General features: G+C 72.1%; 7 protein-coding genes and 1 pseudogene. All 8 read right to left on the minus strand.

Annotated features, from left to right (window positions below; all coding sequences use genetic code 11):
- Positions 1-302: 302 nt before the first annotated feature.
- The 8 genes and pseudogenes from ABZ851_RS26720 to ABZ851_RS26755 all read right to left on the minus strand — a co-directional run bounded on the left by ABZ851_RS26720 (position 303) and on the right by ABZ851_RS26755 (position 12,703).
- Positions 303-878, minus strand: coding sequence for a response regulator (locus ABZ851_RS26720; protein WP_361132353.1), 576 nt, complete (start codon positions 876-878; stop codon positions 303-305).
- The gene (locus tag ABZ851_RS26725; RefSeq protein ID WP_361132356.1) at positions 868-4,887 is read right to left on the minus strand and encodes a response regulator; all 4,020 of its coding nucleotides are present in this window, start codon (positions 4,885-4,887) and stop codon (positions 868-870) included. Before ABZ851_RS26725 ends, ABZ851_RS26720 begins: the two co-directional genes overlap by 11 nt.
- 3 nt (positions 4,888-4,890) lie before the next feature.
- Complete coding sequence (locus ABZ851_RS26730; RefSeq protein ID WP_361132420.1) at positions 4,891-7,176, minus strand: LuxR C-terminal-related transcriptional regulator; 2,286 nt, start codon at positions 7,174-7,176, stop codon at positions 4,891-4,893.
- Between the two features lie 132 nt (positions 7,177-7,308).
- Positions 7,309-7,767: pseudogene (locus tag ABZ851_RS26735) on the minus strand (AAA family ATPase); the annotation flags it as partial.
- Positions 7,768-7,857: 90 nt separating this feature from the next.
- Positions 7,858-9,141 (minus strand): NPCBM/NEW2 domain-containing protein, encoded by a 1,284-nt coding sequence (locus tag ABZ851_RS26740; RefSeq protein WP_361132359.1) that lies wholly within the window; start codon positions 9,139-9,141, stop codon positions 7,858-7,860.
- Positions 9,142-9,270: 129 nt separating this feature from the next.
- On the minus strand, positions 9,271-9,930 hold the full coding sequence (locus ABZ851_RS26745; RefSeq protein ID WP_361132362.1) for a 4'-phosphopantetheinyl transferase superfamily protein: 660 nt from the start codon (positions 9,928-9,930) through the stop codon (positions 9,271-9,273).
- Complete coding sequence (locus ABZ851_RS26750; RefSeq protein ID WP_361132423.1) at positions 9,927-10,781, minus strand: metallophosphoesterase; 855 nt, start codon at positions 10,779-10,781, stop codon at positions 9,927-9,929. Before ABZ851_RS26750 ends, ABZ851_RS26745 begins: the two co-directional genes overlap by 4 nt.
- A gap of 158 nt (positions 10,782-10,939) precedes the next feature.
- Positions 10,940-12,703 carry a PucR family transcriptional regulator gene (locus ABZ851_RS26755; protein ID WP_361132365.1) on the minus strand — a complete coding sequence of 588 codons (1,764 nt, stop codon included), beginning with the start codon at positions 12,701-12,703 and terminating at the stop codon, positions 10,940-10,942.
- Between the last annotated feature and the right edge of the window lie 226 nt (positions 12,704-12,929).

Genomic DNA, 12,929 nt, shown 5'->3' on the forward strand with positions numbered 1-12,929 from the left:
GCGGCCGAGGGGGGCAGGAGACCACGCGGGCTCCGGTGGGGCACCCGGGGGGCCGTGGTGTGCGAACAACGACCCTGGGCATCACACCCACCCCCTCTCTTTCCGTGCCGTCGGCTGTGTCGGGGAGCTGATGTATGCCTTCACCGTGCCCCCGGCCCCCTGGGGAGTCGTTAGGGGAACCCCCTAGTACGCCCCCTAAACGGGCCGCCGGGACGAAGCGGGGGCGGCCGGGGCGGGACGGGCGGGTCGGGTCAGGCGAGCAGGGGTTGCTCAGCGAGGCGGCCGCTCCGGGCCTCGTGCGCCTACTGCTCCGACGTCACGGCCGCCAGTTGCCGGAGCTGTCGTGCCAATCGGCCGACCGAGCCGGTCTGCCCGGCGACCCGGTCCAGGGCCCCGGCCGGGAGCGCACCGCCGGCCATGGCCTCCACGGCCCCGGTGAGCTCGGCGAGCGCCTTTTCCACCTGCTCGAGCTGGATCTTCAGCAGGATGTTGTCGACCCTGGAGGTCAGCAGGAGGTGGTCCAGGGGCTTCGGCAGATAGTCCTCGGCGCCCATTTCGAGGCAGCGGATGACGCTGTCCAGCTCACCGACGGCGGACATCATGATCACGGGTGTGCGGCTGAGCTGTTGATCGTGCTTCATCAGATCGAGCGTCGCGTAACCGTCCATCCCCGGCATGAGGATGTCGAGCAGCACCACATCGAAGTCGCTCTCCCGCAGCATCCGCAGGGCCTCGATCCCGTTCTCGGACGTGGCGGTCTCCAACCCGGCCATTTCCAGGCGATAGGTGAGCATCATGCGGTTCGTGCGATCGTCGTCCACGACCAGGATGCGCCCTGTTCTTCCGGTCCTGTTCGTCGCGGCGTTGCTATCGGTCATGGCCAAGCTCCGCTCTCCGGGCGATCAGCCCGTCTCTCGCAGTGCGGTACTCCCCTTCGATGCGGGTCACCAGCGGTGCCGCCGCGCTGGGATCCCCGCCGGCGCCGATGTCCTCCGCTTCCTGGCACGGCCGGACGAGACGCGGGAATCCAAAGGTGTTCGCGTGGGACTTGAGGGTGTGGGCCGCTCTCCGGAATTCGCTTCCGTCGCCCTGGCCGAGGCTGCGGCGAAGGCTTTCGATCAGTTGGGGGGAGTCCTCCAGGAAGGCATCGATGATCCGGCTGACGAATTCCTTGCCGAACGAGCCGACCAGACGGCCGAAGGCGGGTTCGTCGAGGACCGGCAGCACGGGCGCCCCGGCGTCGGCCCCCGGCTCGGCCTCCGGCTCGGGCCGTGCCGCCTCCGGGCCGGCTGCGGACGGCAGGGCTCCCGGCTCCCCGGCGGGCGTGGTCGTCTCCGGTCCCCGTGCGGGCCGCGCCGTCTCCGGCCTCCGCGCGGGGGGACCGAGGGGCACACGGTCGAGTGCCTCGGCGAGCTCGATGCCGCGCAGGGGCTTTCTGAGGTAGTCGTCCATCCCGGCGGCGAGGCAGGCGTCACGGTCCTCGCTCATCGCATTGGCGGTGAGGGCGATGATGTACGGGCGCTCCGCGGCGGACAGGGACCGGTGGATCCGCCGGGAGGTGTCCAAACCGTCCAGCACCGGCATCTGTACGTCCATGAGGACCACGTCGTAGCGCGTGTGCCGCAGCGACTCCAGCGCTTCGGCTCCGTTGCCGACGGTATCCACCGAGTGACCGATCTTCCGGACCATCCGCACGATCAGCTGCTGGTTCACCAGGTTGTCCTCGGCCAGAAGGATGCGCAGGGGGACGAGGCGGCGCTCCTTCACCTCCGGCCGCTGTGCCGTGCGGGACGAGGCGGCGGGCGCCGTGACGCCGAGCAGCGTGCGGCAGAGGTCCGTATAGAGTTCGGCCGCCCGGATGGGTTTGGTGTGGTACCCGGAGAACTCCGCCAGGCTCTCCCGGGTCGCCATGGGGCGGCCAACAGAAGTCAGCAGGTACAACGGCAGCTCTGCCATGCTCCGGTAGCGGCGGATTTCTTCCGCGAGCATGATGCCGTCCATGTCCGGCATCTGCATATCCAGAATTCCGATGTCGAACGGATCGCCTTGCCGTACCCATTCGAGGGCTTCCCGTGGAGATCCGGTGGCGCGTACCACCATTCCCCAGGCGCTCGCCTGGCGGGTGAGAATCATCCGGTTCGTGAATTTGTCGTCAACGACCAGCAGGTGCTTTCCCCGGAGTTCGACACGGGAGACCACCTGGCTGGAACGCATCGATTCCGGAATTTCTCGCGTTTCCACCGTGAAGTGGAAGGTCGACCCCACGCCCGGTTCGCTCTCGACCCACATCGTGCCTCCCATCAGCTCGGCCAGCCGCTTGCTGATGGCGAGTCCGAGTCCCGTCCCGCCGAAGCGCCGGGTGGTGGACGCGTCGAGCTGCTCGAACGGCCGGAACAGCTGGTCCAGGCGGTCCGCGACGATGCCGATTCCGGTGTCGCACACGGAGAAGTGGAGGCGGACGAGGCCGTCCGCGTCCCCGGCAGCGGGCGGGTGGGGCGACTCCGGCGGCTCCAAAGAAGGGTCCGGTTCCGCGTCGGCCCAGGCGACCCTGAGGACGACTTCGCCGCTTTCCGTAAATTTGACGGCGTTGTTGAGCAGGTTGATGAGGATCTGGCGCAGTCGATCGATATCTCCGATGATTTCTTCCGGCAACTCCGGATCGATGATGTACGCCAAGTCTAGGTCCGACTTCTCCGCGGCCATCGGAGTGACGAAGTCGAAGGCCGATTCCACGCACTGTCGAAGCTGTAGCGGCTCCAGTCGGAGATCGAACTTCCCGGCCTCGAACTTGGAGAAGTCGAGGATGTCGTTGATGATCGTGAGCAGGCTGTTACCGCTGTTCTGGATGACATGGGCAAATTCGGTTTGCTCGGCATCGAGCGGGGTGTCCAGCAGGATTTCCGTCATGCCGATCACCGCGTTCATCGGCGTGCGGATCTCATGGCTCATGGTCGCGAGGAACGCGCTCTTCGCCTGGGTGGCGACCTCTGCCGCCTCCTTGGACGCCTGGAGCTCCGCGGCAGCGCGGGACCGTTCCAGTACCCGGCCGAGCTGGGTGCTGACGTTGAGCATCAGCCGCAGCAAGGCGTCGTCCGGCTCCATGGCCCGGGGAGTCAGGAAGTCGAGGACCGCCGCGACGTCCTTCCCGATGACGACCGGGACGGCGATCCTGCCGGTCACCCCGGCACTCCCGGCCACGCCCGGCGCCGGGCGGACCCCGGCGGACCCCGCGGTGATGTCACGTATCCAGGCGGGGCGGCCGGTGGCGCGCACCGTGGCGGGCAGGCCCTCCGGCTCGTCCAGTCCGGCTGCTGCGGCGATGTCGTGCAGCGGCAACCCCAGGTTCCGCTCGTCGACGTGCCGGATGGGCGATGTGGTGAACTCCGGATCCGGAGTGGGCCGGCCGGTGCGGGAGGCCGGACCCGGCGTGGACGCGACGAGGTGGACGCGGCCGACCGGCCACCCCATGTGCCGGCACACCAGGTCCAGGACCTTCTGCACCGCGTCCTCCCAGCTGTCCGCCTCGTTGGCGGCGGCAGCCACGTGCTGGAGCAGGCTGAGCGACTCGGTCTTCTGGTTCAGCTCCGCGGTGCGCTGGCGGACCTCCTCCTCCACGGCGGAGTAGCTCTCCTGGAGCCTGGCGGCCATGACGTTGAAGGCGGTGGCCATGGTGCCGACCTCATCGCGGCTGCGTACCGTCGCGCGGCGCGTGAGGTCGCCCGCGGCCAGCGCCCGCGCGGCGTGCGCCACGGCCGCCACATTGCCGGTGATGCGCCGGGAGAGCAGCGCGGCCACCACGGTGATCACGGCGAGGACCGCGGCGATGCCGGCCAGGGCCCGCAGGTTGCGGTCGTGGAGGTTGTCCAGGCGGGCGTTCAGCATGTGGTCTTCCTGGTCGAACAGGGCTTTCCACAGGTGCGAGTTCGCCCGGATGGCACCGGAGGCCCGGGCCCACCAGACGGCCCGCGGGAGCGTACCCCGGGCGCCGGCCGTGAACTGCCGGCTGACGGTGCCGGTCACCTCGCGGACCGATGAGGTGGCCCTGGCCAGCAGGGGCTGGATCGCGGGGCGGAGCCCGGTGTGGGAGGTGGCCCCGAACGCCCGGTTCAGATCGCTGTTGAGCTGCAGGAGGTTCTGGTTGAGCACCGTGGTGTCGTAGGCGATGCGTACTCGGTCGCCGGTGGACCGGTCGCCCCGGGCCAGTATCGAGTCTCCCCTCTCCGCTATCCCGTAGAGCTGGTTCATCATCTGCGGCTCGCGCAGCAGCAGCCCGGCCATCGTGTAGTACGTGTCGAGGTCGGGGTCGAGAATCAGCTTCGAGGTGTCGCCGACGTAGGAACCCAGCGCCAACAGGTTCCCGATGAGCCGGGTGTACCGCGGCACGGCGGCGCGGTCGCCGGACGGAGCGGACGCCAGCCGCGCCCAGTCGTGGCGCAGAGCCGCGGGCGCCAGCGGGCTCTTCCCCTCGGCGGAGAGGCCGGCGGCGGTCGTGCGCAGCGGCTCCCGCAGCCGCCGGTCGGCCTGCATGAGCGCCGTGAAGCCCGCGCTGACGGCACGGTCGGCTGCCGCGATGCGGGCCGGGGGCACGGACTCTCCGGTGAGCTCGCGGTGCAGCAGCGCACGGCGGTCGAAGACGTCCTGCACCAATACGCTCAAGGGACGCAGGTACTGGACGCCGCCCAGCTCGGTCCGAGCAAATTCGATCTTGCTGTTCTGCTGGTCGGCCAGGGAGTACGTGGCCACCCCGAGGGGGATCATGAGGGCGATGCAGAGGGCCAGCAACTTGTGCCAGATGCGGGGCGCGAAGCGCACTCTGCGGCTGCCGCGGACTCCGCCCTGCGGTCCGTCCGGGACCGGGGGCGGCTGCGCATCGGGCACGGCGGACATGCCTCACTCCGGTTCGTCCGCTGCGTGGGTGCGCTCCGCCAGCGCGCCGAGCTGGCGTCGGCTGGTGACGCCGAGCTTCCGGTAGACGCTGGACAGGTGGACCTCCACGGTCTTGGCCGTGACGAACAGCTGCTGGGCGATCTCACGGTTGGTGTGCCCGGCGACGGCGAGGTCGAAGACCCGTTGCTCGCTCGGTGTCAGCGACTGCGGACCGGTGACCGCGTGGCGCCGCGGGCGGATTCCGGCGACATGCAGCTCGTCCAGGATCTGCTGGACGAGGGGGGCCGCGCTACGGGCCTCGGCGATGTCCAGGGCGTCGCTGAGCATGGTGCGCGCCTGGCTCCGTACGCCGTGCCGGCGCAGCGCCGCCCCGTAGTCCGCCAGCGCCTTGGCGTACTCCAGGCGGGCCGGGGAACCCTCCAGCCGGGTGACGGCCTGGCGCAGCAGACCGACGTCCGCGCCGCCCTCGCTCAGCGTGCCGGCGATGCGCAGCGCGCGGCCGAGGGACCGGGGCGCGCTCCAGTAACGGGCCAGTCTGAGCTCGGCGTCGGCCATGGTCCTGGCCTCCTCGTCCCGGCCGAGCAGATGCAGGCACAGGGCGGCCTCCGACCGCCAGGGGACGATGGCGGGGTTGTCCCCGCCGGCCGCGCTGAACGACGCGCCCGCGGCCAGCGCGGCGCGGAGGGCCTCCGTCGTGCGGCCCTGGAGGCGCAGGAGGTGGGAGCGGCCGTACAGCACGTAGTACATCAGCCCGGTGAGCGGCGCGGGATCGGGAACTCCGGTCCACTCCAGTGTGGTCTGCGCCCGCGACAGCGCCCCCTGCTCGATCTGCACCTCGGCCAGGACGGGGCCGAGGACCAGCCGGCGCAGATCCAGCGACGACGCGTCACCTGTGTGCATCGCGTCCGAGGCGTCCGCGGCGGCCTCGTCGAGATTGCCCTGGTACAGCCATGCCATCGCGCGGTAGGTGAGCGCCCCGGTCAGGTCGTTGACGGATCCCTGGCGGTGCGCCTGCTCGACCGCGGTGTCCAGGCTGCCCAGGACCTCCCTGCGGTCGGCGCTGATCAGGGCCAGCCAGCCGAAGGACAGCGACATCTGTCCGTCGGACGGCCCGGCGGGTGCGTCGTGGAGCGCGCGCTGCGCCCGGACGACCGCCCGCGGGTCGCCGATGACCGCGTCGTGCCCGGCGATGACGCAGTCCAGGTACCGGCCGCCGGTGCTCTCGCTCGGTTTGGGGGAGCGCAGTGCCGCAACGCGGCCGAGGATGTCCTGCCGCAGATCCGGCCGGCCGGGTTCGCAGAGCGGGATCGAAAGGATGCAGGCGTTCAGCTGGTACAGCAGTTCGGTGTCCTGCGGCGTGGTATCGGCCAGGGCCTGTTGCCAGATCGCCAGGGCTTCTTCGGCGCGCCGCAGCGCGAGCAGCGTGTCGCCGAGCGACAGGGCGATTTCGACGCGCTGCCGGGACGGCCCGGCCAGCTCGTGTGCCTCCGTGAGATACGGGACGGCTGCCGCGCTGTCCACCCGCCGCATGGCGCTGCCGAGGGCGAAGAGAAGGTCGAGCCGGTCACCGGCCGGCGGGGGCTCGGCCAGGGCACGGCGCAGATACGTCGCCGCCGCCTCCGGGGAGCCGCGGGCCAGGGCACTCCGCGCCGCCGACCACAGCAGGGTCACGGTCTCGGCGTCCCCGGAGGGCACGGTGCGCAGCAGGTGCAGGGCGACCTTCTCGATCTCGGCCTGGGAGTCCCGGAGCAGGTGCGCGGCGGTCCGGTGTGCGCGCTGGCAGGCGGCCGGTGTGATCTCCTCGTACACGGCGGCACGCACGAGCGGATGGACGAACCCCCACCGCGGGTCCATGGCGTCCGACGGTACGGCGGTGTGAAGGATCTGGGCGTGTTCGAGGCTCTTCGCCGCCTGCAGTGCCTCGTCTCGGCCGAGCCCCGCCAGCTCCGCCGCGTGCCCGAGTTCCGCACCGTCCCCGAGCACCGCGATCGCGCAGGTCAGCGGCCCACAGGTGGGAGGGAGGCGCCGCATCCACATCGCCACCCGCCGGGCGATCGCGCGCGGGCCCAGGGCGTAGACCTGTGGGATGCCCGCGGCGGTGGGATCGACGTGCTCGGCGGCGAGTGCCTCGGTGAGCTCCTTGAGCAGGAGGGGATTCCCGCCGGTCGCGGACCAGCAGGCGGAGAGGAAGTCGTCGTCCTCCGGTTCGGGTGACCCGGATTTCGCGAATTCACTGATGACGAGTGAGGCCGAGGCCTCGGCGCTCAGCCTGGACGGAGAAACCAGCACCGTGGGCGCCGCGGTGACAATCTGGTCGAGCGTATGCGTCTGTGAATGCGTTTCAAATGGTCTGAGGGTTCCCACCACGCAGACCGGGATATCCTCAAGGCGCGGCACAAGGTAATTAAGGAACTTCAGTGAATCGCTGTCCGCCCAGTGCAGATCGTCGACCGCGATCATGAGGGGCTGCGCATCGCAGATATCCGCGGTCAGCCAGTACAACCCGTGAAGCATGGAGAAATCCCCGCCGGGGGAGCGTTCGGGAACCACTCGCTTCAGTACGACCGCGGCCTGCCCCGCGGTGCCGGACAGGATGCGCTGCCGGGCTTCCGCCGTCATCCGCGCAAGCAGCGGCTCGAAGAGCTGCCGCACCACTCCGAAGGGGAAGTCGCTCTCGAATTCGGATCCTCGCGCGCCGGCCACCTGAAAACCGGTGGAAACAGCGATCCGTTTGGCTTCGGACAGCAGACTGGTTTTTCCGATCCCGGGCGCACCCTCGATCATCACGGCTTCTCCATGGCCGCCACGGGTCGCCTCCATCGCAGCCCGCAAAGCCTTGAGCTCGCCGCTTCGCTCGTACAGCCCAGCCATATGCGGCATACATTCCAGTATGCGTGACCGGGGCACGGGGATGCCCGTTCCCCGGTGCCCTGGGACCCGTCCCGGTCCGGCCGCTGCCGGGTGGTCCGATCAGCGGCAGGTGATCTGGGGGCCGCCCCAGTCGGCGTGGTCGGAGTCGTTGCCGTTGCCGCCGTCGGTGACCACCAGCCGTAGTTGGCTGCCGCCGGTGAGGTCTGCGGTGAGGTGCTTCGCGGGCTGGTCGACCGTCATCAGGCCGCTGTCGGCGACCTTGGTGGCGTCCCGGTAGATCTGGAAGACCACGGAGCCGTTCGCGCCCACCTCGTCGTCGAGTCCGACATCCACGGTCAGGGCGGAGCAACTGCCACCGAGGTCGTAGGTGACCTCGTCGTAGGCGTGCGCGCCCAGTCCCTGGGAGTAGGTGGCTCCCTGGATGGTGAGGGGATGTCCGTCGATGCTGCTGTCCTGCCGGAACGGCGCGAAGCTGTACTTCTGGGAGCTCCACGGCCGGCTGCCCAGGGGCGTGGTGTGGCCGGCCGGCGGTTTGTCCGCGTGGCCGGGACCGGGGCGGGGCGAGTGCGACGGCTTCGGCGGCGACGAGGGCCGGGAGCTCGGGCGCTTCGGCTTCTTGCGGTGCGTGGGGGACGGGGAGGCCGAGGGCGAACGGGAAGCGGTCGCCGAGGTCCTGGCGGACTGCGGCTGTTCCGTGGCGGGGGCCGAAGAGTGGTCCGGCCGGTCGCGGTGCCCGGCCGCGGCCTCGTCGCGCCCCGGGCCGAGCAGTGGGCCGACGGATATGACGACGCCCGCCAGGACGGCCACGGCGACCGCGAGCACGGTGATCCGCGCCGGTGAGAGGCGCGCCCGCCGGGGCTTGTCCGGCGCGTCGGGCAGGACCGTCCCCGTGAAGCCCAGGCCGGCCGGGGGCGCGCCGGACGTGCCGGACGGCCGGTCTTCGTCAGCGGGGCCGGCGCCTGCCGCCTCCTGGGCGGCCAGCCAGGTGGTGAAGTCGTCGCGCAGCTCGGTGTTCCGGGCAGTGCGGTGCCAGCCGGCGGCGGTATGGCGTACCGCCGCGAGCAGGGCGGTCCGCCAGGCCGGATCGGCACCCTCTTCCGGGCCGGGGGAGTGCAGGACGTGGTTGATGGCTTCCTTCGCCAGATCGGCCGCGGCCTGGGACGAGCGGCAGCAGTCACGCGCATAGGCCAGCACGGCCGCGTAGTGCCGTTGGTGGAACTCGTTGAGGGCGCTCTGACCCGTCCGGGCCGGGCCGTCCGGAGCCGGTGTGCCGAACGGAGCGTCCGCCGCCCGGCCGCCGGACGGGGCTGCCGCACGGATGCGCCGGACCAGCTCGCTGTCGGAGGGTGCGCTCCCACCGGTGGTGTCGCAGTGCTCTTGCATGAGTGGGCTAATGACCCTTCCACGTCCTGACGGGCCATGAAAAATACCGCAGGCAGGGCGGGTAACCGGCGGCCGGTGCTGCGTTCGGCACCGGCGGCCGCGGGCGACTCGCGCCCCGCGGCCGTCCCGTCACACCATGTGCACGATCGCCGTCACCACCAGCCCGGACTCGATGAGCCACCGGCCGCTGAATTCGGTGAGTTCCCTGCCGTCGACCACCGGGCCCGGGACGAGGAGGCGGGCGGTGAAGGTGGCGTCCGACGGGTCGAGGGTGAGGAGGGCGTCCTCGAAGCCGAGCCAGCGGTGGGCGAGGGGGTACCACGCCTTGTAGACGGACTCCTTCGCGCTGAACACCAGGCGGTCCCAGCAGACTTCGGGCTGTGCGCCGGCCAGCCGGCGCAGCTGGGCGCGTTCCTCGGGCAGGGTGACGAGGTCGATCACGCCGGGATCGTTCACGGGCAGATGGGGTTCGGCGTCCAGGCCGACGGTCCGTACGTCCGCCGAGCGGGCCACCGCGGCGGCGCGGTAGCCGGCGCAGTGCGTCATGGCGCCGACGATGCCCGCCGGCCACAGCGGCTCCCGCTGGGGGCCGGGCAACACGGGGGCGGGGGCGATGCCCAGTTCGGACAGTGCGCTGCGGGCGCAGCGGCGTACGGTGCCGAACTCCTTCTGCCGCTTGGGCACGGCACCGGACACCAGCGCCCACTCCTCGGGAAACATCTCGGAGACCGGGGCGTCGTCGAAGGCCTCGGCGGTCACGACCGGGGCCGGCAGGAGTTTGTCGATCACGCGGGTGTCCCGGTGGTTCCGGCGGCGACGGGGGCCGGTGCGGGCAGGATCCGGACCGGCCGCCCCGGTGCGCGGGAGCGGCGCTGCCACTCCCGTGGATAGCCGAGCGACACCTCCTGATGGGGGACGCCGTCGCAGACCAGCAGCCGCGGGATGTGGAGGTGGCCGTAGACCACCGTGGCGGCACGGAACCGGCGCGGCCAGTCGGCGGTCGCCTCGGTGCCGCACCACAGCGCGAAGTCCGGGTACCACAGCGGGTCGGTGGGCTCGCGCACCACCGGCCAGTGATTGACGAGCACCGTGGGCAGCTCCGGTGGCAGGGCGGCGAGCCTGGCCTCGGTGGCGGCCACCCGCGCCTCGCACCACGCCTCCCGCGTCGGATACGGGTCGGGGTGCAGGAAGTGCTCGTCGGTGCAGACCACTCCGGCCTGCTCCGCCCGGGCGAGCGCCGCTTCCTTGGACGCGATGCCGGGCTGCCGGAAGGTGTAGTCGTAGAGGAGGAAGAGCGGTGCGATGACAGCCGGGCCGCCGGCGCCCTCCCATACCGGATACGGGTCCTCGGGGGTGAGGACGCCCAACTCGCGGCAGATCTCCACCAGATGCTCATAGCGCGCCACGCCGCGCAGCCGCACCGGGTCGTGCTCCGGCGTCCACAGCTCGTGATTGCCGGGCACCCAGATCACCTTGGCGAACCGGCTGCTGAGCAGGGTGAGCGCCCAGCGGATGTCGGAGACGTATTCGCCGACGTCGCCGGCGACCAGCAGCCAGTCGTCGTCGGACTCCGGTCTTAAGCCCTCGACGATGTCGCGGTTCTCCTGGTAACGGACGTGCAGATCGCTGACGGCCACCAGGGAGCCGCGGTGGGCGCCCCCTTGAGGGGAGCCGGGAGCGGGTGTGGGGGCGGGGCCGGCGGCGCCGGGCGGGAGGGTGCGGATCTCATAGGTCACCCCCGAAGTAAAGACGGTGCGGGGGAGAGAGTGAAGGGCGGCCCGGGTGGCGGGGCCCCGCGTCACCGGCCTGGCGGTGGGGGAGCGGGCCGGCCGCCGGCCCCGCCGGACCCGTTGAAGCCCGTGGACCCGCCAGACCCGCCGGACGGGGCGCCGCCGCAGCGGATGCGGGTGGCCAGCCAGAGGTCGAAGCGGTCGTCGGGGTCGTCGAGGCGGCGGCCGGTGAGGTCCATGGCCTTGTCGAGGCGGTTGCGTACGGTGTGCCGGTGGACGCCGAGCCGCCGGCTGGTGGCGTCCCACGCGCCGCCCGTCTCCAGCCAGGCCGCCAGGGTGGCGATCAGCTCCTCGCCGTGGTCCGCGAGGTCGAGCGGGCCGAGCACGCTGTCGGCGTAGCCGTGCAGCGTGGTGCCGTCGCCCAGGTCGAGCAGCAGCCGGCTGGCCTGGCTCTGCCGGGCCTCGGCCGGCGCGTTGCCCGCCCTGCTGACGGCGAGCAGCCCGGCCGCCTGGCGCAGCGACACCCGGACCGCTTCCGGGGCGGTGGCCGGCCCGATCCCGGCCGGGCAGCGCGGGGCGAAGCGGGCGAGCACTTCGCGGATGTCCAGCTCCTCGCCCACCACCGCCTCGATGACCGCGCCCGGCGCCCCGTCCACGACCCGCACCAGACCGCCGGGCACCGCCAGCGCCAGATCGGCGGCCATCTCCTGCGCGGCGCCGTCCGCGGGGCCGGGGCCGTCCATGGGGCCGGGTCCGTCCGTGTGCGCGGTGCTGTCCGCGGACCCCGTCCCGGCCGTGGTCCCGGTCCCGGTTGCCGGCCCGGCCCCGGCCGTCGCACCGCTTCCCGTTCCGGCTGCCGCGGCGCCCGCTGCCGTACGGCCCGCGGGGGCGCCCTCCGCCGCCACCACGACCCCTCGCACCCGCCCGGCCGTCAGCCCCACCGAGCGCAGCATGTCCCGGGCCCGGTCGGCGGACGGATCCTCGTCGGCCAGCAGCTCCGACAGCAGCGCCGAACGGCGGCGGCGCTCCGGCTCATCGCGGAGATGGCGGCGCTCCAGCTCCAGGGAGAGCAGCGAGACCAGGCCCGGGACGACCGAACGGGCGGCGTCGTCCGGCCGGCCGGTGAGCAGCAGCAGCCCGCGCAGCCGCCGCGCCCCCAGCGGCTGCACCTCCAGCTGCTGCCCGGCGGCCGTGCTGGACGCGCTGCCGCGCAGCCCGCGCGCGGCCACCCGGTCCAGCAGCTCGTGCGCCTGCGCCGGCAGCGGCCGCGCCGCGCGCTCGCTGGTGGCGAGCAGCCGCCCGAGCGGATCGAGCACCGCCGCGCCCACGCCGGTGGCGGCCGCCCACTCCGCCAGCATCGGCCGCAGCCCGTCGCCGGTCGCCGCGGCGGTCAGCCGGCGCTGGGTCGCGAACGCCCGCTGCAGCAGCGCGCGCTGTTCGTCGGCCCGTGCGTCGAAGACCGCCTTGGTGACGGCGATGAACGGCACCTCGTCGGGCACCGTCAGCAGCGGCAGGCCGGCCTCCTCGGCCGCGCGCACCAGGGGTTCGGGCGCCTCCTGGTACGGCAGTCCCTGCCCCAGCCCGAGCGCCAGACACGCCGCCCCGCCCTCGGCCGCGTCCCGGACGTACGCCCGGCAGGCGGCCGGTTCCATCGGCAGCAACAGGCCGATGGTCATGAGGAGTTCACCGCCCTGCAGCCACTTCCCCGGCGCCGGCAGATCCGAGACCGTCGCCGCCTCGATGGTGCGGGCCAGCTGCTGCGGCGGCACGTCGTAGGTGACCGACAGACGGAGATCGGGCCGGGCCAGCAGATCGGAGAGGTGCAGGGGCATGGACACAGTGTCCATCACCTGCCCGGGGAATGGACTATCGGGCGAGCGAAGGAGCGGCCGAGCAGGGGTGCCGGGCGGCGGGTGGTGGCTGCCGTGGCGGAAGGCTCCGGGCACCGCCGGCGGCCTCTGCGGATGAGTGCATGCGCCGTCGCCCGTTATGGTCGAGAGGTGGGGGAGTGGGGCTCCTTCCCGCCTCCCGGCCCGTTCGACGGAGGGACGTGAGCGC

The sequence above is a fragment of the Streptomyces sp. NPDC047049 genome (assembly GCF_040643995.1).
Taxonomy (GTDB): Bacteria; Actinomycetota; Actinomycetes; order Streptomycetales; family Streptomycetaceae; genus Streptomyces; species Streptomyces mooreae.

What these genes read in the sequence shown, in the direction of transcription:
- ABZ851_RS26720 (WP_361132353.1), bottom strand. Translation starts at nt 878, where the DNA reads ATGACCGATAGCAACGCCGCGACGAACAGGACCGGAAGAACAGGGCGC.
- ABZ851_RS26725 (WP_361132356.1), bottom strand. Translation starts at nt 4,887, where the DNA reads ATGTCCGCCGTGCCCGATGCGCAGCCGCCCCCGGTCCCGGACGGACCG.
- ABZ851_RS26740 (WP_361132359.1), bottom strand. Translation starts at nt 9,141, where the DNA reads ATGCAAGAGCACTGCGACACCACCGGTGGGAGCGCACCCTCCGACAGC.
- ABZ851_RS26755 (WP_361132365.1), bottom strand. Translation starts at nt 12,703, where the DNA reads ATGCCCCTGCACCTCTCCGATCTGCTGGCCCGGCCCGATCTCCGTCTG.